The sequence below is a fragment of the Acinetobacter sp. YH12137 genome, from assembly GCF_013418535.1.
Lineage (GTDB): Bacteria > Pseudomonadota > Gammaproteobacteria > Pseudomonadales > Moraxellaceae > Acinetobacter.
Genome location: NZ_VPBW01000035.1, coordinates 1 through 22,080 on the forward strand (window position 1 = coordinate 1; position 22,080 = coordinate 22,080).

General features: G+C 41.7%; 19 protein-coding genes and 2 pseudogenes. 2 read left to right on the plus strand and 19 right to left on the minus strand.

The features are described from left to right. Positions 1–127: 127 nt before the first annotated feature. From FTU72_RS13305 to FTU72_RS13365, 13 genes and pseudogenes are all read right to left on the minus strand, one after another. A pseudogene (locus tag FTU72_RS13305) lies at positions 128–559 on the minus strand (nuclease-related domain-containing protein); the annotation flags it as partial. Between the two features lie 102 nt (positions 560–661). Further along, positions 662–1,144 carry a methylated-DNA--[protein]-cysteine S-methyltransferase gene (locus tag FTU72_RS13310; protein ID WP_180052994.1) on the minus strand — a complete coding sequence of 161 codons (483 nt, stop codon included), beginning with the start codon at positions 1,142–1,144 and terminating at the stop codon, positions 662–664. Positions 1,145–1,213: 69 nt separating this feature from the next. Then, positions 1,214–1,531, minus strand: a complete 318-nt coding sequence (sugE, locus tag FTU72_RS13315) for a quaternary ammonium compound efflux SMR transporter SugE (RefSeq protein ID WP_004783384.1) — start codon at positions 1,529–1,531, stop codon at positions 1,214–1,216. 627 nt (positions 1,532–2,158) lie between these two features. Next, entirely contained in the window at positions 2,159–2,845 is a 687-nt protein-coding gene (gene rpe / locus FTU72_RS13320; RefSeq protein WP_180052995.1) for a ribulose-phosphate 3-epimerase, read from the minus strand. 257 nt (positions 2,846–3,102) lie between these two features. After that, positions 3,103–4,242 (minus strand): annotated as a pseudogene (locus tag FTU72_RS16535) (M48 family metallopeptidase). Between the two features lie 11 nt (positions 4,243–4,253). Next, positions 4,254–5,300, minus strand: a complete 1,047-nt coding sequence (locus tag FTU72_RS13330) for a YjgN family protein (protein ID WP_257220286.1) — start codon at positions 5,298–5,300, stop codon at positions 4,254–4,256. Positions 5,301–5,460: 160 nt separating this feature from the next. After that, the gene (gene fghA / locus FTU72_RS13335; protein WP_180052997.1) at positions 5,461–6,297 is read right to left on the minus strand and encodes an S-formylglutathione hydrolase; all 837 of its coding nucleotides are present in this window, start codon (positions 6,295–6,297) and stop codon (positions 5,461–5,463) included. Between the two features lie 39 nt (positions 6,298–6,336). Beyond that, positions 6,337–7,737, minus strand: coding sequence for a C13 family peptidase (locus tag FTU72_RS13340; RefSeq protein WP_166136755.1), 1,401 nt, complete (start codon positions 7,735–7,737; stop codon positions 6,337–6,339). A gap of 124 nt (positions 7,738–7,861) precedes the next feature. Beyond that, positions 7,862–8,680 (minus strand): class I SAM-dependent methyltransferase, encoded by an 819-nt coding sequence (locus FTU72_RS13345; protein WP_180052998.1) that lies wholly within the window; start codon positions 8,678–8,680, stop codon positions 7,862–7,864. Then, positions 8,674–9,498 (minus strand): undecaprenyl-diphosphate phosphatase, encoded by an 825-nt coding sequence (locus tag FTU72_RS13350; RefSeq protein WP_034705726.1) that lies wholly within the window; start codon positions 9,496–9,498, stop codon positions 8,674–8,676. Before FTU72_RS13350 ends, FTU72_RS13345 begins: the two co-directional genes overlap by 7 nt. Positions 9,499–9,514: 16 nt before the next feature. Continuing rightward, positions 9,515–10,180: a tRNA (adenosine(37)-N6)-threonylcarbamoyltransferase complex dimerization subunit type 1 TsaB gene (gene tsaB / locus FTU72_RS13355; RefSeq protein ID WP_180052999.1), complete on the minus strand. Its 666-nt coding sequence runs from the start codon at positions 10,178–10,180 to the stop codon at positions 9,515–9,517. 140 nt (positions 10,181–10,320) lie between these two features. Continuing rightward, the gene (locus tag FTU72_RS13360; protein ID WP_180012891.1) at positions 10,321–10,851 is read right to left on the minus strand and encodes a gamma carbonic anhydrase family protein; all 531 of its coding nucleotides are present in this window, start codon (positions 10,849–10,851) and stop codon (positions 10,321–10,323) included. 14 nt (positions 10,852–10,865) lie between these two features. Continuing rightward, entirely contained in the window at positions 10,866–11,480 is a 615-nt protein-coding gene (locus FTU72_RS13365) for a CoA pyrophosphatase (protein ID WP_004783401.1), read from the minus strand. 123 nt (positions 11,481–11,603) lie between these two features. On the opposite strand from FTU72_RS13365, the gene FTU72_RS13370 reads away from it, so the two are divergent. Beyond that, positions 11,604–12,152, plus strand: a complete 549-nt coding sequence (locus FTU72_RS13370; protein WP_180053006.1) for an NUDIX hydrolase — start codon at positions 11,604–11,606, stop codon at positions 12,150–12,152. 45 nt (positions 12,153–12,197) lie between these two features. Here the strand turns inward: FTU72_RS13370 and FTU72_RS13375 are convergent, their stop codons facing one another. From FTU72_RS13375 to FTU72_RS13400, 6 genes are all read right to left on the minus strand, one after another. Further along, positions 12,198–14,123 carry a hypothetical protein gene (locus FTU72_RS13375; RefSeq protein ID WP_180053000.1) on the minus strand — a complete coding sequence of 642 codons (1,926 nt, stop codon included), beginning with the start codon at positions 14,121–14,123 and terminating at the stop codon, positions 12,198–12,200. Between the two features lie 21 nt (positions 14,124–14,144). After that, positions 14,145–15,365 (minus strand): putative pilus assembly protein FilE, encoded by a 1,221-nt coding sequence (gene filE, locus FTU72_RS13380; RefSeq protein ID WP_180053001.1) that lies wholly within the window; start codon positions 15,363–15,365, stop codon positions 14,145–14,147. Between the two features lie 7 nt (positions 15,366–15,372). Next, the gene (locus FTU72_RS13385; protein ID WP_005234148.1) at positions 15,373–17,037 is read right to left on the minus strand and encodes an OmpP1/FadL family transporter; all 1,665 of its coding nucleotides are present in this window, start codon (positions 17,035–17,037) and stop codon (positions 15,373–15,375) included. A 12-nt stretch (positions 17,038–17,049) separates the two neighbouring features. Then, a complete protein-coding gene (locus FTU72_RS13390) occupies positions 17,050–18,303 on the minus strand; it encodes a hypothetical protein (RefSeq protein WP_171505611.1) in 1,254 nt (417 codons plus the stop codon). A 38-nt stretch (positions 18,304–18,341) separates the two neighbouring features. Continuing rightward, on the minus strand, positions 18,342–19,175 hold the full coding sequence (locus FTU72_RS13395) for a C39 family peptidase (RefSeq protein ID WP_180003094.1): 834 nt from the start codon (positions 19,173–19,175) through the stop codon (positions 18,342–18,344). A gap of 190 nt (positions 19,176–19,365) precedes the next feature. Continuing rightward, entirely contained in the window at positions 19,366–20,433 is a 1,068-nt protein-coding gene (locus tag FTU72_RS13400) for a DUF6160 family protein (protein WP_166139568.1), read from the minus strand. A gap of 260 nt (positions 20,434–20,693) precedes the next feature. On the opposite strand from FTU72_RS13400, the gene FTU72_RS13405 reads away from it, so the two are divergent. Further along, positions 20,694–22,025 (plus strand): anthranilate synthase component I family protein, encoded by a 1,332-nt coding sequence (locus FTU72_RS13405; RefSeq protein WP_180053002.1) that lies wholly within the window; start codon positions 20,694–20,696, stop codon positions 22,023–22,025. The last annotated feature ends 55 nt before the right edge of the window (positions 22,026–22,080 follow it).

Below are 22,080 nucleotides of genomic sequence, written 5' to 3' on the forward strand. Positions count from 1 at the left end.
GCCGAGTCGTAAAGCTCAGAAAGCTGTTATTGAACAAAGAAAGTTAAATCCTGTGCTTGACTCTTGTGGTTAAAAACAGGACATTTTAAATGGTTTATCACATAGACATTTTAATTGGTGAATAACACCGAAATACATAATTCGGCATTGGGGTTTTGAATACCGCATCTGGCATAAATACAATCACAGAATGCAGCTGGGCTGGCTCAATAATATCAACCAGCAACTGCTCCAGAACTTTGATGTGCTTATAATTCTGATGAATCGGATTTTGAAATTTATAGCTATTTTTATAAAGTTTTTGCGTCCAGGTTTTTTGTCGCTTGCTACCAAAGATCCAGCCTTTATAGTTTTTGGTTTCAATCACAAACAGGCCATAAGGACTTAATAAGAAATGATCAATTTGTGTTGTGCTCCCTTCTCCATCTGGAAGAGTCAAATCGTTTAATAACCGATACTCAGGGTCTTTCAGATAAAGTTTGACATGCGTGGCAACAGCAAACTCTCCCAGCTTCCCTTTTAAAAATGGTTTAAATAACTTAAAAATGATTAAACCAATAAAAAGTAGAAGAACCCATCATAAACTGGACCAGAGTTGGCCTAAGATTTATGTTGCGAACTGATCCATATTTTAATTTTCATTAATTTTATGATTTTGATCTTAATGGGTTCGCTCAATATTTAACAGAATTTCTTTTTTATCCAGACCACCCGCAAAGCCTACCAGCTTACCGCTACTGCCAATCACCCGATGACAAGGTGCAATAATCGAAATCGGGTTTTTACCATTGGCAGCACCCACGGCGCGTACTGCTTTAACATTACCGACCTGTTCAGCGATTTCCCGATAGCTTCGGGTCTGTCCATAAGGAATATTCAGCAAAGCCTGCCAGACTTTTTTTTGAAAATCAGTACCGGCAAAATCTAAAGGCAGCTCAAAAGTACTGCGTTGACCGGCAAAATATTCCTGAAGCTGACGCTGAGCTTCTATCAACACGGGATGCTGTGGATCTTCAACCAGAGTTGCCAACCTGACCCGATTCGGTTTTTCACAATCCCAGAGTACAGCCACCAATGCCGTTTCATTGGCGACCAGCTGCAACTGTCCTACAGGCGAATCCATATAAATATAACTGAGCTGCATGGCCCTACTCCTACAGAATCAAGCTTGCCAGTTTTTATTTTACTCGAAATCAGAACTGCTCAACAGCTCTTAGGAGGAGGATAATTTCATCAAAACAAGTCCGGAAATAATCAGCACCGCAGCCAGCATACGCATAGCAGAAGCAGGTTCACCTAAAACTATAACACCGACCAGAAATGAGCCGACTGCGCCAATGCCCGTCCAGATGGTATAGGCAGTTCCTAGAGGCAAAGTACGCATGGCATAGGCCAGTAATACAAAACTGAGCACCATAAAAACAATCGTAAAAATACTCGGTGTGAGTTTAGTAAAACCCGCTGAGAGCTTCATGGAATAGGCCCAGACAATCTCAAATAGTCCAGCGAATACAAGTATAATCCAGGCCATATTGCCCTCCTCCTAATTAACAGAGTCAGGCCGTCCTGACGATTTTTCTTGTTGAATTTTATAAATTTAATCAACAAGGGAGGTCGTTCCCCCTAAAAAAATAAACATCTTATAAAACAGATGAAAAAACCAAACTGCCGTTTACAAAATTTGACTGAATGAGAATTAACTTAACCATGTCTTACTCAAATGCTCAGGACAACTTGAAGATTTCAGCTTATCTTAAAGAACGCCAACACGGGACATCGTGTTATGGCATTACAGAGACTTGAGTAAGAAAAACAAACAAGGAATAAGTCCGTATTATTAAGTTATGCACATGAATTAAATTTAAAAATAGCGTGGAGATATTACACAATGAAACACAGAACTAAGACCTATTGATCACTTTTTGTTTGGCTTGATTATTAACCACTGATGAATAAACGACCACTAAAATCAAGGGCTGTCATACGTAAAAAGAACCCAAATTGAGTTCTTTTTATACAAATTTTGTCTAAGATGCAACCAATCAAGCTACAAACGATTACAAAATATGCAACATATCCATATGGTTATCAACATAGATATCTACACACTTATCCATAAAGTTATCCACAGATTTATGCACCTTAAACATTTTAGAGATTAAAACTGGATTTGACCGACTTTAGCCAGCTCACTACGCATTTCATCAATCACAGCTTTATAATCCGGCTTGCCAAAAATCGCTGAACCAGCCACAAACATATCTGCACCAGCTTCTGCAATTTCACGAATATTTGCTGGTCCCACACCGCCATCTACTTCTAAGCGGATATCACGACCTGAAGCATCAATGATCTTGCGCGCCTGACGTAATTTATCCAAAGTCATTGGAATGAATTTCTGTCCGCCAAAGCCAGGGTTCACACTCATTAGCAGTACCTGATCAACCTTATCCAGTACATAATCCAGATAATGCAATGGTGTCGCTGGATTAAATACCAGACCGGCTTTAGCACCACCCGATTTGATCAACTGTAAAGAACGGTCAATATGATCAGAGGCTTCCGGATGAAACGTAATAATGTCAGCCCCTGCTTCCAGGAAGTCACCAATCATACGATCTACAGGTTTCACCATGAGATGCACATCAATAGGTGCCTGAATACCATATTTTTTCAATGCCTTACATACACCTGCGCCAAAGGTTAAATTGGGTACATAGTGATTATCCATGACATCGAAATGCACAATGTCTGCACCGGCCTGAAGTACATTTTCAACTTCTTCACCTAAACGGGCAAAGTCGGCAGACAAAATAGAAGGTGCAATTAAATAAGGCTTGGACATGAAAGGACCTGGCTAACTGAAATTGGATTTTTCTCATTATACCAAATCCAGTCCTGCTACTGTGACTTGGATGTTGTGTGAATACAATGCTATGTAACGCTGGACAGCTTTTGTGCCTAATATCACTTGACCTGAATGAAAATGAAGATAATGGATTGAGACAGGAAAACTCGGATATCCATCAACAAAAAATCGAGGCTAAGCACGCCTCGATCATCAGGATATAAAAATATGGGTTTTTATACTCAATATTAGGGCTAAACAGGTTGATTCATTTTTTCTTCAAATGCATGAATCCGTTTAATTCTTTCGTCAAGTTCGGGATGCGATTCCAGATATTTTTTGAGTTTTCCAATTAAACGCAACCATTTGAGCTCAGACTCTGTAATTTGCCGTTCTTTTCCATCAATATTCAGGGTAAAGTTTTTCATTTTTATCGTTTTATTCTGCTCTGCCAGGATTCTAGCGTTTTCAACCCGCTGCAAAAAGTTCGACAAATGAATAATGGAGATCTGCTGTTGATGCAAATGTTGCATGGCATAATCATCCGCAGCAAGTTCAAGCGCTTGTGAATATCCCGCATCGGCGAGTACCGCTATAGATGCCGCCACGACATCACTTAAATCTCCTGTTACCAAGGCAAATAGTCCTGCTGCGCCCAGGTTGGAAATCACTTTTTGCATGCTATGTTTCTATAACAGATGACCTTGTTCATGCGCCAGTACTGCAAGGACTTCTTCATCTGCACCGCTGAGCTTGACCAGTTCATCGGTGACAATAATGGTATTGTTCGGAATCGCAGCTGCATTAAGTCCCATGGTTTCACCGCCTTGACGGAAAATAATCTTAGCGGGTTTCCCTACTGCAATTTTTTGTTCATACAATTTTTTTAGACGTGCTTGATGCTCTGCGGAGAGCTTGGATGACTCAGTTTGCTCAATTAATTTCTGCTCAGTTTGATTTCCTACCTCGATCAAGGTCTGTTCGGGAAGTAATTGAGCGAGCTGCTGGGCCGTATATGGAATTCCCCATTTAAGAATAAAAATTACCGCACATATCACGATAATCATCGAGAAGAAAATCAGGAGTGGAGAACGTTCAAATTTCCATATGGCATGATAGATTTCTTTGGATTTAATCTTCAGCCAATGCGGTGCTTTGGTCAAAAATTCAATCCGACGATCTTCAGGTAATTCGATAATCGGTTTACGTCCCCCGACCCCGCCAATATACGCCATATCGGGATAAGTAAAATAAAAGTCAGCCTCGCTCACTTGCTTGGGTGTTTCTTCACTAAGCTTTAGGGCAATCCCGCGTTGCTGATCAGGGACAATCCATGCACGCTGGGCTTCGGCCAAAACCCCATCATAAAATCTGACTTCAACAGGTCGCTTCATCCTACTTGCCTCTATAACGATGCATCGAAATCAAAGATATCCAGTACTTCATTGGCTATAGCATTTGGATCACGCTGCAAGATATTTTTTAGATTAGTTTCGTCCTCTGCTAGATAGAGTTCTAGGTTAGCCAGTTGATATTCATATAAACGGATGCTCGCCCAAGGGGTCATGAGTCCCAAACTGAGTGCACGCACAATCCAGTTACTCAGTACAATCCAGCTATAACGCCATGTCGTTACCCGGGTTTTAAAGTAGCTTTGACCAAGCTCTACATGATTCCAGGTATACATATATAAGCGTGCAGATATCATCGGCCAGACCAAGGCCAGACAAAACAGATAGCTCAATACAACACCCAAGGTAAACAGGTTTGTACCGATCAAATCGACCCAGTAAACGATTGCTGCGCTCCATGCGATACCAATTAGCAGACACAGACATAAGGGGATATAAACTGCCGACATAAATTTAGACCACTGAATCCCCAGCCTAAACTGAAGTTGTCCGATCGATAAATGATTAAAGCAGTAACGTTTGTATAGCCAGATCACCACTGGGCTGAAAAGAAACAGGGTGAAAATATTGACCAATATCGCGAGCCATAAAACCCTATAGGCTTCCCGATTGCTTCCACTAAAATGAAACCGGACATTGCCATATTTACTATTCCGGGCCTTAAATTTCAGGGTCATCCGAATTAACCAAGGTAGAGAGATCGCAGCAATCAGAAATAATGAACTGGTGATAAGAATGGAGTAATTGGTCAAGATCACTGTCACCACATACAACTCCAATGCCAGTAGACGACCTAGTAGAATTCGGCTTGGCATGGCGATGAAGTCAAAGCGATGTTTTAACAATTGGGTATTACCGTAGAAATAGCGGATACGGCGTGCCTTTGCCCACGGGCTATACAAAGTAAACGTAATAATGGTTAACATCAGATTCACCATCCAGATTCCAAAATATTCCGTGGCACTGCCATGAAATCGGAAGTTATGTTTTTCTAGTGAAGGTGATGGCTGGTCAATCTCTGGTTCAGGCTTATTGTGCATCGTGTTCTTAACTGCAACTGGTTCTACCTGATTTTTGAATAGCAACTTATATGCCATTTTTATTATATTTATTTGATATTCATATAAAAAACTCCAAAAACATGACCTATTTTTGGAGCTTTATTGTACTTTTAAGTTTGCTTGGCTTTTGTTGCTAGGCTTATGGATTTAATTGCACAGCATGGAATTGTAGATGGTCATCTACAAAGCTTTGAATAAAATAGTAACCATGATCATAACCCTGATGTTCACGTAAGGTTAATTTCTGGTTCACGGCATCACAAGCTTGCTGAAATAACGCCGGATTCAGCTGGCTATAGAACTGGTCAGAAAAGCCCTGATCAATCAGGATATCGCTAAACAGTGCACCTTTTTCCTGAACCAGCGCAGTTGCATCATGCTTCAACCATTCTTTGCGGTTTTCGCCCAGATAATTTAAGAATGCTTTTTCACCCCATGGACATTGGCTTGGTGCACAAATCGGTGCAAATGCCGAAACTGAACAGAATTTTTCCGGATATTTAAAAGCCAAAGTTAAAGCGCCATGTCCACCCATGGAATGACCGAAAATCCCGATCTTATCTGCCTGAACTACGAACTCTTCACACACCAGTTCATACAACTCATCGACGATAAAGCTTTCCATCTGATAATGTTCAGCCCACGGTGCTTGAGTGGCATTGATATAAAAGCCAGCGCCTTGCCCAATATCCCAGTGATCCCCTTTGGCAACATCGTCTCCACGCGGTGAAGTGTCTGGTGTAATCAGAATCAGGCCAAGCTGGGCAGCCAGACGCTGGGCATGTGCCTTGATTGCAAAAGTTTCTTCCGTACAGGTCAGGCCAGCTAAATAGAACAAAGCTGGACAACTTTGGCCTTCCAGAGCTTGTGGCGGCAGGAAGATTCCAAATCTGGTTGGTTTTTTTAATATTTTAGACTCAAAGCTATAAATCCGCTGTTCACCCTCAAAGCTTCGATTATTCTGTACCAGTTCCATCATCATTCCTTTTTCTATTTTCTAAAGTTGTAGATTGGTTTATGGAGTCAAAGCGACAGACGGAGATGCTGAAGTGGTCGTCGCTGGAGGGAAAAGACGCTGTTCCAGTTGTGGCAACATCAATTCCATGTTTTTGCCAATCACCCATTGTGGTTCTGACGGTTCAAATCCTTGAGCTGCTTCCCATTTAGCCACTGTAGTCTTGGCCTGCTCAAAAGAGGCTTTCAGGCTGTTATTTTCACGCATGGCCTCATCAAAGAAAGCACGGCCGAAATAGGTATAATCAGCTTCGTTTGAACAACCGAAAGACTGACGGTCAGCAGCAGAGGCTGTGATAATTAAAGTATTATCATTCTGCAGAGCCGAAGCGAAACTACCTGAGAAACAGGCAGAAATAACAATCACTCGCCAACGCACACCTGAGGCATCCAGAGTATCACGCAACCATTTTGGATCGACTGATGCCAGATCTAGCGGTGCATTTTCCATTTCAAATTCATTTGGCAAGCCATGTGAGGTCATATACAGGAACAGTACATCACTTTCCCGGTTCATCTGCTGGCCAATACGGCGCAAGGCCAATTCCATGCTGGTTTTGGAAGCAAGTGGAATCTCAGTCCGTGTTGCCGGATGATTCACCAGCATAATCGAACGGCCAAAAGTCCCAAACCGGGTATCAAACTGCTTTTTAATCCGCTCTATTTCTGAATAGAACACATCCTGATAACTCGCGCCAGCCACACCCATAAAGTACCAATGCGACTGTGCAAATTCACCATATTCAATTGCATCCAGCGCCTTATTCAGCAAGATCGGCTGAGCATAGAAAGCATCTTCAGCAAAACTTGGTGGAATTTCTTCAACTTTCCAGATGGGCTGATCTTTCACCGAAATCTGCCACACCACTAAAGTAAATAGCGTAGCCAGCATAATCAGTGCCCGTTCCCACCACGGCCATTTTAATTCACGTGAAATCACCCAGACCACAGCCAGACTTTGCCAGACAAACAGCATGACAAACAGGGTCGGAATATAGGCATAGAAAATATAGGGTAGATAATCCAGATCCCCCAGATACTGGATCAGGCTCTGGAACAGCATGATATGTGTATCCAGCACTAGCCAGAGTAATGCAGGTACCAGCATCAGACGAGGATTATTCACCCGTTGGGACAAGAAAATCCCGACAATCAAGGCAATAAAGGGCCAAAGTGCATAACTGATCAAACCTTGAGAGTTAAAATCTCCCATGCGGCCGGAACTGAGCCAGCTAAACAGGCTATTAGCACAGCCGCCCAAAATGCCCCAGAACACTAATTGCAGAATGGATGGACGCACCAATTGCAGCGAACGCCGAGATCCCAGAAATAACCACATCCCGGCAATTTGGTTGCTTTTAAAATCGTGCCAAAAATTGATGGAGGGTTTAAAGTCGATCATATGATTTCAGGGAGATGAGTGGCTCGCTAATGTGCCCAATAAGTTTATGCTTGATATAAGTTTTATCAATGCCAATTTTTAAATATATAACAAATCCTTGATCTATTTTGAAGCAATTCTCATATTAAGTAACCAGTTCATGCTGAAAATAGGCATCAAAACGGCAAGCATCACCAGACCATTGATGATTTGGCTCTTTTCCAGCTAAAAATACGGCCAAACGAGGACGTTTCACCACCACCCGCTTGCCAATTTTTTGTGCCAGTTCCAGCAGATTATCTCCAAGATCCATTTCACCATCTTCCGGTAAAAGCAAATGTAATAACTGCATTTGTTTTTTCACCTGTGCCTGCTTTTTCGGTGCCTGCTGGTTCTGGTCACGTTGTGGAAACATCGGGTCCAGATAAACCACATCGACGACCGCATTCTGCTCAGCCTGTGATTTCAGATAGTCTGCAGAATCTGAAAAAACCAGATGAATCCGCTTAACCACCGAACTTAGAAAAGTATCCTTTTTCGCTCGGTGATGACTGTCTTCAAGCAGGGTAAATAAAATAGGATGTCGTTCGACCAAGGTGACCTGAGCACCCAAATGTGCCATCAACAGACTGTCATGACCTAGCCCAGCTGTCGCATCGATAAGAGTCGGCTTTTCTCCGAGGTTACAAGCACGAGCAATCATTTCCGATTTTAAAGAGGCACGTTTTAAACGCCCTACTTCTGCTTGCCAATCTGGTTGCATTTTCATGCCATTGGCACAGAGCCATAGGCCGTCAGCATCAACACACAGGGCCAGTTCGGGATGTAAACGCAAGAAACGTGCATTCAGCTTTTCAATAACCTCAATACTAACCTCTACACCACGAGAAGAAAGCACAGCCTCGAAGTGCTGTGCTTTCTCTTGATACTCAGATTCGGTATATAAGCGAATCGTGCTTACCATAATCTCCAACCTGTAAAGGCAAATAATAAAATCAGTAAACCTGAGGCTATGCGATACCAGGCAAAAACCATGAAATCACGTTTTGCCACATAGGCTACCAAGGCACGGATTAATAAAAGCGCCGAGATGAACGATACGATGATACCGACTGCCAGAACCGTCCAGTCTTCTGTGGTACTGTAAACATCATAGCTTTGATACAGATCGAGCAGGCCTGCACCGATAATAACCGGAATCCCCAAGAAGAATGAAAATTCAGTTGCAGCCTTACGTGATACGCCAAGGAACATCGCCCCGATAATGGTCGCACCTGAACGTGAAGTTCCCGGTATCAGGGATAAGACCTGAATCAGACCAATCCAGATCGCATCTTTTACGGTTAGATCTTCAACTTCCTGGGCACGTACCTTAGGTGGATTCTTTTCAATCCAGATAATGATCAGACCACCGACGATCAAGCCAATGGCAATTGCAATATTATTGAATAGCAGTTCTTTTACAGTTTGCCCTAGGGTCAGACCAATCAGCACAATGGGAATAGAGGCCAGAATCAGGCCAATCCCTAAACGGCGTCCTTGCGGTTCACCACTTACGATCCCGGTTGCTGCACCCCAAAGCCGTGCCCAATATTCATAAATAACCGCGGCAATTGCCCCCATCTGAATTGCGACGACAAAAACATCGCTTTTTTGTTTAGTCCAGAAATTCATTAATTCTGAAGCCAAAATCAGATGCCCAGTACTGGAAATAGGCAAAAACTCAGTAATACCTTCAACAATACCCATAATTGCTGCTTTCAGCAGCAGTAAAAGATCCATGCTTAATCCTGATTAATTATGCTTTGCCTTGTTCTGGAATTTTTTTCCATGCGTTATCACGTAAATATACCGGAAGTGCCAATTCTGCACTGACCCAATTTTCTGTTTTTGCTGCTGCACGCGCAATCATGGCAATATCCTGCGCTGTTGCACTGACATTTTTATATTCAGATGCTGTTTCTTGAACTAGATTGGCACCTGAACCCACCACAGTAAATTTAACTGCTTCAGCACCTTGTTCATAACTCAAAAGCTGTTCTTCATCAACAGCCTGCATAATCCTTTGAGCATCTAACTGATAACTGGCGACATAGACTTCATTCATCCGTGCATCCAGTACTGCAGTTACTGCAGTTAAACCATGCAAACGATATGCCGCTTGCGCCAAAGCCTGTAAAGTGGATACCGGAATTACAGGCAGATCATTTGACCAAGCCAAAGCTTGAGTCACAGCCGCATTGATACGAACACCACTAAACGATCCCGGGCCACGACTAAAAGCAATCGCTGTCAGATCAGATACAGCCAAGCCCAGATCATTGAGGCCTTGTTCAATCATTGGGAGAATGGTTTGCGTTTGTGCCTTGGCGCGCGCATCAAGCTGAAAAAATAGTTCTTGAGTATCATCGATCACAGAGACGGAACACTGCTCATTGGCAGTCTCCAATGCCAGCACTTTCATGCACAACCTTAATTCAGAGAATATAAAAAACGTCGAATATAATACTCCACTCATATCTTCTAGGCGAGATTTTCCCAAGCCAGATACAAAAATGCCTAGAAAATTCTAGGCTTAACTGAGGACATTATTCAGATAACAGCCTAAAGCTGTACTTCTTCCAGATCCTGAAATTTCTGGAAATGCTCAGCATAGTGCATGGCACTCATTTTTAGTTTCTGAATACTGGCTTCATCTAAAGTTTTCACGACTTTGCCTGGTGAGCCCATCACCACCGAATTATCAGGAATTACCTTTCCTTCTGGAATCAGGGCATTGGCACCAATAATACAATTCTTGCCAATCACGGCATGATTTAAGATCACTGCCTGAATTCCAATCAGGCTATTATCGCCAATGGTGCAACCATGCAGCATGGCCTGATGACCAATGGTCACATAATTCCCGATGTTCATTTCAATCCCAGCATCGGTATGTAGCACTGCATTTTCCTGAACATTGGTGAAGTCACCTAAACGGATTTTGCTGTTATCGGCGCGAACGACGGCACCAAACCAGACACTCACCTGTTTGCCCAGTTCGACCTGTCCAATGACCGTCGCTGTAGGTGCCACCCAACCATCCCACGGCTGATGCGTTGCTTTTGGTGTATGTCCCTGAAATTGATATAACATGGCTGAAATCCTGTTCAACGGTTAAAAAATTTTGAGCGTTTAAACGCAGGTGAATTAAGTAAAAATGGCCAGTCTTTTTTATAGTCAAGCCCGTACTGAAATAATGAAATTAGCATACGTGCGGTCAGTCCCCAGACAATCTCATTTTCCACCCGCATACTTGGAAAATATAAAGACTGCTGGGCAAACCGCACTTCATAAGGCATCGGCTGGGCTTCCAGCAAATGCTGCAAGGAAGCAAAGAAAATCCGGTCAATTTCCGTCGGCTGAGGAATAAGTTGAATGGTAGGCGGAATTAAACCGACCACAGGCTTAACCAGCATCCCGTTACGTGCCTTTTGCATCGGGAGATCCCCGATCAGATGCACATCAAATGGGTTAAGCGCCGTTTCCTCATACGCCTCTCTCAAAGCCACTACAATATTACTGGTATCTTGCGGGTCGCGTTTACCCCCTGGAAAAGAGACTTCCCCTGCATGATTATTCATATAAGCTGAACGACGTGTCAGCAAAACTTTGGGATCAGCTTCATCTGTGATCGCAATTAATACAGCAGCCTGTGCAGTTTGAATCCGTTTGGAAAATCGTAAATGTTTCTGCAAGCGTTGTATTAATCCCAGCTCATCCATTCATTCAGCTCCCTATGCGACTATAATTTCATCATAGCTGATTTTTGATTTGGCGGGATAGAAATGATGCCAAATTTTGATTTTTCAGTTATCCTGACCTTACTGTTATCATTGATGATGAATATGAACTTCTGTGTGAACTGTGGACATAAAACAACAGAGAAAATTCCTTTAGGCGATCAGAAGGTTCGCAAGGTTTGTACTACATGCGGATATATTCATTACATTAATCCAAAAGTGATTTGCGGTGCATTGGTGCTCTGGGAAGATAAAGTTCTGCTCTGCCGCCGTGCGATTGAACCACGTTATGGACTGTGGACCCTCCCTGCCGGTTATATGGAACTGTTTGAAACCATGGAACAGGGCGCAGCACGTGAAACCCGTGAAGAAGCCGAAGCTGAAGTAGATATTGAACAGCTGTACTGCATGTACAATATTCCGCGGATTGGCCAGATTTATGTCCTGTTTAAATCTCAACTGATTGATGGAAAATTTGGTGCAGGTGAAGAAACCATTGAAGCACGTTTATTTGATGAAGGTGAAATTCCCTGGAGTGAACTGGCTTTCCCGAGTGTAGAACATACACTCCATCATTATTTTGAAGACCGTAAAACCAATAACTTCCCGATGCATCTTGAGACCTTGGGAACTCGTTTGGATCACACAGGTTAAAATGTCTTTTTATAAAAAAGCCCATCATTTGATGGGCTTTTTTCATTATTTGGTTTTGATGCTATAACAATCCGCTAATTTAAATGAAACACTTCCGCCACTTAGCTTGGCCAGATTGATCTCCTCTGTCGTTTCATCAGTATTATTGTTGTTATAGACTTTCTGGAAGCTGGCATAAGTATTTGCCCAGCCTACACTTTCTCCAGCTGAGTTGGTAAAGCCCACACGACTGGTTCCATTCAATACATTAGATAAATTGAGTAATGCCCCACCAATCACAATCTTATCATCTGTATTGGTTGAAGCCTGAATTGTGGAGTTCATACCCACCAGAGCACCATTTAATGAACCAAATACAGGATCAGCGAAGACCAGTCGCATAGATACTGTTTTTTCATTTATAAATGCACGGCCTAAGGTACCCAGACGATATTGTTGAACGCCGTTATTGTCTTTAAGTCCAGCCGGTAAGATATCTCCCTGGCAACCATTAATGCTATCAGTTGCAAGATTGCTCGCGGACTGCATATTGGTACGCACATCACCATTACTATCAATCACAACACCCACTGTAACAGGGCTAATTGAGTTTTCGCTGAATTTAAACTCCATGTTGCCATACATTGGGAAAATATATTCTTCACCTGGCTCTACATTTTCAGCTGTTTTAAAGACTTGACGATCCAGATAGCTGATCGGGAAAATTTTATAAAGATCAATTGAGCCACTATAGTTGTCATCTTCGGCATTAAAGCGCCATAAGCCAAGACTGGCACGATCAGCATCGCTGAGTTCAGTTTTACCTGTGGCCATCTTATAAAATGCTTCTTTACCGGCAATCACATAATCACTCAGCAAACGACCTTGGTAAATTTCTAATGGATTGCTGTTGTTAGCCACATTCATTTTATATGGTGCATTTGATGAAAGCATTCTCGTGGCAGGGCTAATCCAGCTGGTTTGCGGTACTGCAGTAATTTGCTGTGGTTTGACTTTACGGATCAATTCCGCATTAATCCCACCTAAAGATCCCAGATTATTGGAGCCCAGTTTTAGCTGAGTGTCACGCCACTGTAGTCCACTGCCAAAGGTATAACCTTGGCGGTCTGTAATCAGGATAAAATGTCCAAATAAATATTTAGTCGTTTTCTCTTTAATGTCACATACAGATTTATTACAACCCGCCAGACCATCAGAACCAGTCAAGTTACTGCTAATAATGCCTGAAGTTGAGAACAGAGAAAATTCCGGTTGATATACTGCTGCGCTGGCAATATTGGCCAGTTTTTTTACGACTTCAAAGGCCTGATCATCACTAATCTGGCTAATATCAATAAAAGGTTTAAGGGTTTCTGCCAAATTTGCATCTGTCAGGCTGATATCTTTATTAATTTTGCCCAGATTCTTTCGCATATCTTCTGTGATATACAAGGGCTGTATATCCGTCGGATTATAGATACGGCCTTTTTCCAGTGCCAAGGTCTGCCAGATTTTGACCAGTTTCATCGCCACCTGTACGGTTGGATCTGTCTGTTCGATTCTGGCAATATTACGACCAGTAATTCCCTTGGCAATATCAAGTACACTTAGTCGGGGTAATTGGCTCGATGTACTGAGGTTCATATATTCAGAGAGCTTGACAGTACCCAACTTGATTTTGGTATCACTAAAACTTTTCAGATAAAATTCAATACTATCTGCTTTTTGACAAGTACCTGACGCCACCCCATCATTTTGGTCAAATAAAGTAATAAAGGTATTTTCTTTATCACCACTACAATTAAAATTAAGACCATCAATTGGATATTCAAGCCCCCATTCCAGACAATTCGTTGCAGTAGCAGAGCATGAACCGTTCGTGGTGGCTTCATCATTTTGTTCTGGTATGACATTCGCACTTTCACCTCCGCATCCGCTGAGGGCGGCAAATAAAGCAGTGAAAGCAAATGGATATAATATTTTATTTTTCATCTTATTCTACTCGAATCGTCCTTATCGAATGGCGACTAGTTTTAGTTGTCCATAATTTGTCAGCATCTTGTCTTCAACATCTATGGCTGAAGCGAGTGGGGTCATTAATACATATTGGCTTTGCGCAGGAATCTGAATAATTCCCTGTATCTTCTCATGTTGAATAATATTGGCTTGTGCTTCCTGATTTTTAAAACCGCCCGCCCCTTCTAAAACACAGCCTCGTTCATCCAGAAATACAACAAATGGCCAGTAATAGGCAGGATTATTCTGACGGGAAGCATAAGACTGAATCTGAATATTTTTAATATCAGATTTTAGCTTCACAATTTCATAATCAAACTCATCTGATTTCAGCGGTGCCCGTGGCCACAGATTAATGGATTTACCTGCACTAATCTCTTTCGCATTCTTAACTTTTTTATCTTTAAAACACTGCTTACCTAAGCTTTCTACAGATTCAGGCTGAGAAATACGGTAGTAGGTTTGGGCCAGTACAACAGGACCAGAATCTATGACAGGTTGTTGAAACAAGGATTTTATAATCGACTGTCCAACTCCTTTTTCACGCTCAATCGTCTGTACACGTGTTGACCCAATATTTTTATCAACTATCCCTTCAGGCATACTATAGAAACGTTTTTTACCTTCCAGATTAAATTCTTTATTTTCCAGATATTCACTATCCACATATTCCACCCCTTCAATCTGACTGAAACCCTGTTTTTGAACAGGATCAGGTACTGCCTGAATGACAGGTTCAGGGGTTTGAAGCTGTGTCACTGGTGGTAAGTGCTGCGGTAATCTAGACTCAACGTGTTTAGTTGGTTGTACTGGTTGTACTGGTTGTACTGGTTGTACTGGTTGTACTGGTTGTACTGGTTGTACTGGTTGTACTGGTTGTACTGGTTGTACTGGTTGTACTGGTTGTACTGGTTGTACTGGTTGTACAACCATATTATTTTTTTGCTCACCTGTTGTCACACTTTTTTCCACCGCCTTTGGCTCGGATTTTTTCAGATCCTGTGCAGTAGATGTAACGGGCGTAGTCAATTTTTTCGGAGTAGTGGCCGCTTGGTTTTTTGTTGTTTCTTTCTGCTCATTATTTTGACGTGGCACAACTAATGGTCGCCCATCGGGCCCAATGATCGTAATAAACTCTCTGGCATTTGTATAAAAAGACCATGGTACCAGACTTAATGCCAGTACCATTTTTATCCCTAAGTTCCCTGTTCTGATCATTTCTTCCTTACCAACGGGTGCGATAGTTCAAACCTAAAATTGTGATCTTGGTATCTGTTTTGACATTCAAGCCTGCATATGGATTCAGTAACAGGTTATTTACCCCGGTCTGGTTCGCTAGGCTACTGGTATTTGCTGGAATATTATCTTTACTGCGTAAGAAACCAATAGATAGATCCAGATCCGTATCTGCGTCAAAACGGTAGCCCACTCCTAAACCAAATAGCTGTGCACCATTAATCGGTACCATAGTATTGCGTTTATCTTTTGGAATGGCACTGGTACGTGGTTCATAGCCAGCACGAAGTTTCAGTCGGTCAGTTGCTGAATACTCTACTCCGATCCCGAAGTTCCATGGCGACTCAAACCTAAGCGGTAATGCAAGTGAAGAATCCGTTACATTGGCAGATAACAGTTTGGCAATCTTCAAGGCAGACAGGGTACGGTCGAACTCAAACTTGAATTGGTCCCAAGCAGCATAATCTGTCCAGCCAATATCAAAATTGACTTGTAGATCTGGCATTACCTTATATTTGATCCCCGCCTGAAAGTGAGCTGGGTATTCGAAATCCATGGAAACCAGACCCGATTCACTTGAAGGGATATAATTTGGAAAACCAAGAATTGCAGCTAAAATCTGGCCAGTTGGAGAGGTCATCAGACCTTTAATCATTTCCTGTGGCGCTTTGGCATTATCGATATGATATTTACCTTTTAAGCGCATTTTGGCCGCACTCTGGTAAACCATACCAAAACTGAAATCTTCAGTAGGCTCCCATAGAACACCCAGGTTATAGCTTGGACTTAAATTTTGTTCTAATGAAAGTTGCATTTGGCCAAATTTACCAAATGGGTTCATTCCTTCATCAGCATTACAGATCCCGAGCAACAAGATGTCAGTAATGATGTCAGAATTTTCTTTAAATGGTGTACATACGACTTCATCAATCATACGCAACATGCCAATCAGCTCATTGGGAAAACGTAAATCTGTTTTCATGGCAATGGCTTGATAAGACATCCCGATTGAAGCACCAATCGAAAGCTGGTCGTTGACTTCATAACCAATTGATGGAGATAAATATGTAATCCGCTCCAGAGCAACCTGTTGTCCCATAAAATTGGCAGGATTACCATCTTCATGACCAAAACCTGCAACTAGCGGTGCATAAACGGCAGTTGCATAAGTTGCTTTAGAGCCTGGTGGTTTATAAGAGACCCCCATGGTAGGTGCTGCCATCGGGAGGCCTTCACCCAAATCCACCATTTTTTTCAAAATTGGTACGTAGAGACTGACATACTCTACATCACCCTTCACTGGGCCCTTAAAATCTGTACATAAATCAGAAGACACTTCAGGTCCATCATTACAGACCATTGGATCATCTGAATAACCAAAAACGTTATATCCAGCAGGAACCGTAAATTCACGCTGAATATCAAAGTTCGCAACAATAATTTGCTGTTCGGTTTGTAAGCCTTCAATTTTAGCCAATGCAGCCGGGTTAAAGTGAATTGCATTCACTCCTGGCGGATCTGCAGTAACTGCGTTCCCCATAGACAATGCACGCAGGTCAACAGAAAGGTTGGTCCCTAATTGTGCAAAGGTATAACTTGAACAGCCCGCAAGAATAATTCCTGTTAATAACGGGCTAAGTCGAATGTTTTTCATACGACACCCCTATTAACTGAATTTCTTACCGAAACCTAAAATATCAAGTGGGAATGAAAGTCCCAGTGAAACATCTGGTGCATCTTCGGTCAGCCCTAATCCGACCGTACCATTTACAATGGTTTCTGGGGATACACGCACTCCTAAAGAAATCGCAAAAGTCGAGCTAGTCTGATCAGCGGCTGAATAGCTTTCACCCGTGTGATACTTAAATTCGGCACCAGTATTAAAGCTTTGCTGATATGACATGGTCATGGAAACATCATAGTTAAATGAATAAGCGAAACCGAAAGCGAAACCACCACTAATTCCTGGTTCAAATTCTTCAATAATTCGTGTACCACGACGCTGATCTAAGCCAGATTCCTTAAACCCATAATTTGCAGAAACAGAGGCAAATAGTACCACTGGGTCAATATATTTACGTGTACTCGCCCCCACACCGGCTGAGTAATATCCCTTGCCTGCAGCCAGATCTTTTGCTGCATTAATTTCATATGGGCTATCACCTGTTTTAGTCGATAAATTAGCAAATAAAATAAGTGGTAAACGACCTGCTTTTAAAGGGAATGGCTCCCAACGTGCACCTAAACTAATATCCCCTAATCCTGCTGTAGAGGTATCTTTTAATAGATCTGTTTTAGCGACTAAAGGTAAAGAAGCTGTTAAGGTCAGGTTATCTTTCACCCCATACTGAAAAGTGAAAGTATTGGTCAAGCTATGTGTTGCATTTTCCTGAACACGGAGTTGATACAACTGGCCCTGTGCCATTTCCATATCGAGTTGTGTATCTCGATAATAGGTATAATCGATATCATAATAGGATGAAATCTCACCTTGTTTAATAAGTGAGTATTGACGCTCATTTGAAGTAAATACTTCTTCTAGACTCGCTTCCTGAGTAGCATCTCCTTCTTTTTTCTGTAAGGCTTGAGATGCATCTACTGCTTGAGTGGCTGGAGCTTCAACAGGTGCAGCTGTTTCAACAACAGCTTCTTCCTGAACTGTTTCATATCCTCCCAGTTCAGGCTCTGCTACAGCTTCCTCCTGAACTGTTTCATACCCCCCAAGTTCAGGTTCTTCTACAGCCTGAGTTGCTGCTGGTTCAGGCTGAATATCAACGGATGCGGCAGTCTCGACTACTTCTTCCTCAACCGTTTCATACTCACCCAGTTCAGGCTCATCCGCAGCCCATGCCACTCCCATGACCATCTGAATGCTGAGCGCCAAGAATGTCTTGTTCATCCATTTACTGTTCATATCCATTTCACCATTTTTAATTTTTCTATAGCCATCTTTTCGTTTTATTTATTCTTGTAATAAAGTCTGAGAAAATTATATTGATATTCCCCAAATTTTTCTGAATCTACATTACGGTTACGATCCATACGGATAGTCGATGCTTTATCGGCAATTTTATCCATATAGAACTGTGGATACTGCATATCAACTAAAGCATAACGGTTAATGGTTGCATCTTCGACATGACGCATATCCGACTCTTTTAATGCCAAAAAGTTTTTTCGATATTGTTCAGGGACATTAATTAAATATAAAGTATTGTTTTCCCAAATTTCCTTAAATCGCTGTTCATCAAAACTGATATTACCTAGCGCAGGATCTGCAACATACACCCGTCCATTTTTATAAGCTTTGTACACGACAAAATGTTTAAATCCTGCATAGGAAATAGGAACAATGGCGGGCTGCCCCTGTTTAACCAGATCTTCAAATTCTCCACGATAGCCACCACTTTCCAGACCTAAGGCAGCAACAAAACGTTTCATATCAAGAAGGGAAAAGCTACGACGTTCGATGATTTTATCCGTTTCACCAAATTTCATTAGGCCATTCATGACTTGCTGCTCATCCAGCCGGGTACCTACATAGCCATTTAATAAAGTCGTAAGTGCTGCCGAACCACAACTATAATCATAAGCCTGACGCACAATTCCCTGAAACTGGTCTAACAGTGCAGGTTTGACTTCCACATGTTCGCGGTGCATACGTACGAAAGAATCATTTCTTGAATCAAGAACTTCAGTATAGTGAACAGCGCCTGGTGGCTGTTTTTTAATATCCAGAGCTTCTTTGGCAGCGTAATACATCAATGCCGAGCCCAATGCAATCTCTAACATATTCTTTTACTTTTCTTATCATTGGCATGATGTGCCTAATTTTTCTTTTTATAGAGTCTTCACTCTACTTCCCTGTAACTAGAAAGATACCTTCTTTTTCAAAAAAATACAGTCTTTTTTTATTTTTTTAGATAGATGTTGTAGTCATAAAAAAAAGCGCGTGTAAACACGCGCTTTTTTAAGGTAAAAATTAGTGACCAGAAATGGTAATAATTGCACCTTTTGCATATTGGCCAGGTGCCGGGCTAAAGTAAGTTTGCAGACCTTGAATTTCCATATCACCAATTGATGCTGCATTTTGGCTACCTAGGTGAATACCTTTCACATAGTTATCATGTGCACCACTTGTACTCATAATACGAATGAAACCATCGTTTGCACTTGATTCGCCAAATACACTGATGCTTTGGTTCAATGTCAAATCTTTAGTACCAGCATCGGTTAACTTGATGCTTTCAATGAAGATTTCACCTGGGCCTGAAGTGGTTACACCGTCAGCAACTTGTCCACCAGTCGTTGAATTATCAAGAATACCCAAATCTGTAATTGTTAAGCCGCCAGTCATTGTTGCATTCAACTTAATCATTGCACCCTGTGGAGCAGCACCTAATTGAATATTGGCAGACATTGGACCTGTTTTAAGTGATAGGCCAGATAAAATCGCATTTTCCTTACCAGCACCACCACGGCGAATACTAGTAGCTGAAGCTAAACCATTTTCATAATCTGTAAGAGATGAAGCTGATCCTACAACCCCAATTTCACCGATGTTGATATCTAAGCCAGATACTTCTGCTGCAATGTTGATGAATGGATTACCAGCACCAGCATCTGAGTCAATGGTTAAATCTGCAAGGTTACGTGAAGCTAGTAAATACGCACCATTGTCATCGTAGTTTGCACCAATCACGATACCATTAGCTGTTGTTCTTCCTTTACCATTTGCTTTGATATAGATCGCACCTGCTTCACCAGTACCACCCACAATACCCTTAGCAGCCTCTCCAGGGCGAAGAACAACTCCATCATTATTATAAATTTCAATAACACCCGCTGTTGCAGTAGAATCTTCAGCTAAACCATCATTATCATGGATAAATAGTTTTTCAATTTCAATTTTTGAAATACCGATACCGATTTTCAAACCGTCCTGACCTGTAGTCGCGCTTAGAGATGCATCGTCCAGTGATTGCATCGCCATTGCGTTTGCACTAAAAGCAACTGAAGCAGCTAAAGCCAATTTTGTGAATTTTTTCATTGTTTACTCTCCCAAGAGTACTATTTTTTTGGTTGTGAATCACTCAGTGCCGACGTTGTGTTTTTTATTTTCTGACAACGCAAAGCATCTTTCCTTGAGTAATTTTGCTCGCCCACTTAACTTAACGTCGAGTCATATTTTGATCAACTGTCGTTGGTCGCAATATTGAGCTTACCGACAAACGGTATTTGATGATTTAGAAATATTTTTTCCTATTCTTGATATAAAATACCGGCTCATATCGGAATATGCGCTACTGAATGAACGAAGCTACTTACCATTGTCCTTTAAGTTTTGCATCTCTTCAGCTTAAAGATCTATTGTATGCATTAAGCCCCTTAGATCACCTGATATATTTAAATAATAATGGGCAGCCTTTTATTGCCTGCTGTGCACAGAAATATTTCATGGTGCAGGATGGACAAATTCAGTCATTTAAGAGAGTGGATATCGAGCAATATCAGGCTGATATAGCTGAACTCATCTTAGAGCTTGAGCAAACTCCAGATATTAAAGCGAATAAATTTTCTGGGGGCTATGTTGGGTTTATTGGCTATGATTACGCTGCTCGACAGCACACCCAGTACCCAGAACGAGCTCAACCTGGCCTATTTATCGGTCAGTTTGATTCTTATATTAAGTTTGAAGCTGATCAATGGGTATTCTATAGTCATGATCTGCAAGCAGAAGATATTTTCAATCATCTTCAAAATCTATTAAATCAAGCCTCTATACCATCACAATTTCAATTAAAAACCCTTTGCAGCCCACGTTGGGACAAATCTCGCTATGCACAGGCATTTCAGGATATTCAGGATTATATTCTAGCCGGTGATTGTTACCAGATTAACTTGACCCAGGAATTTACAGCACTGGCTGAAGGTTCATTATTAGAAACTGCACATGCTTTCTGGACATTAACCAATGCGCCATATGCGGGCTATCTTCGTATAGGTGATTTTGAATTATTGAGCTGTTCACCTGAACTGTTTATTGATTTTGAAGCACATCGAAAAATTGTCACCAAACCGATTAAAGGTACCATGCCACGTTTTGCCGATCCGGTGCTTGATGAGCAATCCAAACAACGCTTAAAAGACTCAAAGAAGGATCAGGCTGAAAATGTCATGATTGTAGATTTACTACGCAATGACCTCAGTGTTTATGCAGAAACAGGTTCAGTCAAGACACCTAAACTATTCAATATTGAGTCATTTAATCAGGTACATCATATGGTCAGCGAAGTCGAAGCGACCTTAAAAGAAGGTGTGCATCCTTTTGATGTATTGCTGTCTGCACTTCCAGGTGGATCAATTACCGGTGCACCAAAGATTCGTGCCATGCAAATTATTGAAGAGTTAGAAGGTGCTCCACGTGGAGCGTATTGTGGTTCATTAGGTTATTTTAATTTTGATGGAACAGGAAGCTGGAATATTCTGATTCGCTCGATTCAGAAATATCAAGATGAGGTTTCACTTTGGGCTGGTGGCGGAATTACGATTTCTTCTGACTGTGATGCAGAATATCAGGAGTGTTTTGATAAAGTCGAGGCCATGCTGGATTTACTCAATACCTGGTATAAACCCGAATAAATAAAAAGCGGCTCAACCGAGTCGCATTTTTAATCCCTCCTAACCTCCCTTTAAA

Bases quoted from the DNA above. Each gene is read 5' to 3' on its own strand.
- FTU72_RS13310 (WP_180052994.1), bottom strand. From the start codon at position 1,144: ATGCAGCTCAGTTATATTTATATGGATTCGCCTGTAGGACAGTTGCAG.
- sugE (WP_004783384.1), bottom strand. From the start codon at position 1,531: ATGGCCTGGATTATACTTGTATTCGCTGGACTATTTGAGATTGTCTGG.
- rpe (WP_180052995.1), bottom strand. From the start codon at position 2,845: ATGTCCAAGCCTTATTTAATTGCACCTTCTATTTTGTCTGCCGACTTT.
- FTU72_RS13330 (WP_257220286.1), bottom strand. From the start codon at position 5,300: ATGCACAATAAGCCTGAACCAGAGATTGACCAGCCATCACCTTCACTA.
- fghA (WP_180052997.1), bottom strand. From the start codon at position 6,297: ATGGAACTGGTACAGAATAATCGAAGCTTTGAGGGTGAACAGCGGATT.
- FTU72_RS13340 (WP_166136755.1), bottom strand. From the start codon at position 7,737: ATGATCGACTTTAAACCCTCCATCAATTTTTGGCACGATTTTAAAAGC.
- FTU72_RS13345 (WP_180052998.1), bottom strand. From the start codon at position 8,680: ATGGTAAGCACGATTCGCTTATATACCGAATCTGAGTATCAAGAGAAA.
- FTU72_RS13350 (WP_034705726.1), bottom strand. From the start codon at position 9,498: ATGGATCTTTTACTGCTGCTGAAAGCAGCAATTATGGGTATTGTTGAA.
- tsaB (WP_180052999.1), bottom strand. From the start codon at position 10,180: ATGAAAGTGCTGGCATTGGAGACTGCCAATGAGCAGTGTTCCGTCTCT.
- FTU72_RS13360 (WP_180012891.1), bottom strand. From the start codon at position 10,851: ATGTTATATCAATTTCAGGGACATACACCAAAAGCAACGCATCAGCCG.
- FTU72_RS13365 (WP_004783401.1), bottom strand. From the start codon at position 11,480: ATGGATGAGCTGGGATTAATACAACGCTTGCAGAAACATTTACGATTT.
- FTU72_RS13370 (WP_180053006.1), top strand. From the start codon at position 11,604: ATGAACTTCTGTGTGAACTGTGGACATAAAACAACAGAGAAAATTCCT.
- FTU72_RS13375 (WP_180053000.1), bottom strand. From the start codon at position 14,123: ATGAAAAATAAAATATTATATCCATTTGCTTTCACTGCTTTATTTGCC.
- filE (WP_180053001.1), bottom strand. From the start codon at position 15,365: ATGATCAGAACAGGGAACTTAGGGATAAAAATGGTACTGGCATTAAGT.
- FTU72_RS13385 (WP_005234148.1), bottom strand. From the start codon at position 17,037: ATGAAAAACATTCGACTTAGCCCGTTATTAACAGGAATTATTCTTGCG.
- FTU72_RS13390 (WP_171505611.1), bottom strand. From the start codon at position 18,303: ATGGATATGAACAGTAAATGGATGAACAAGACATTCTTGGCGCTCAGC.
- FTU72_RS13395 (WP_180003094.1), bottom strand. From the start codon at position 19,175: ATGTTAGAGATTGCATTGGGCTCGGCATTGATGTATTACGCTGCCAAA.
- FTU72_RS13400 (WP_166139568.1), bottom strand. From the start codon at position 20,433: ATGAAAAAATTCACAAAATTGGCTTTAGCTGCTTCAGTTGCTTTTAGT.
- FTU72_RS13405 (WP_180053002.1), top strand. From the start codon at position 20,694: ATGAACGAAGCTACTTACCATTGTCCTTTAAGTTTTGCATCTCTTCAG.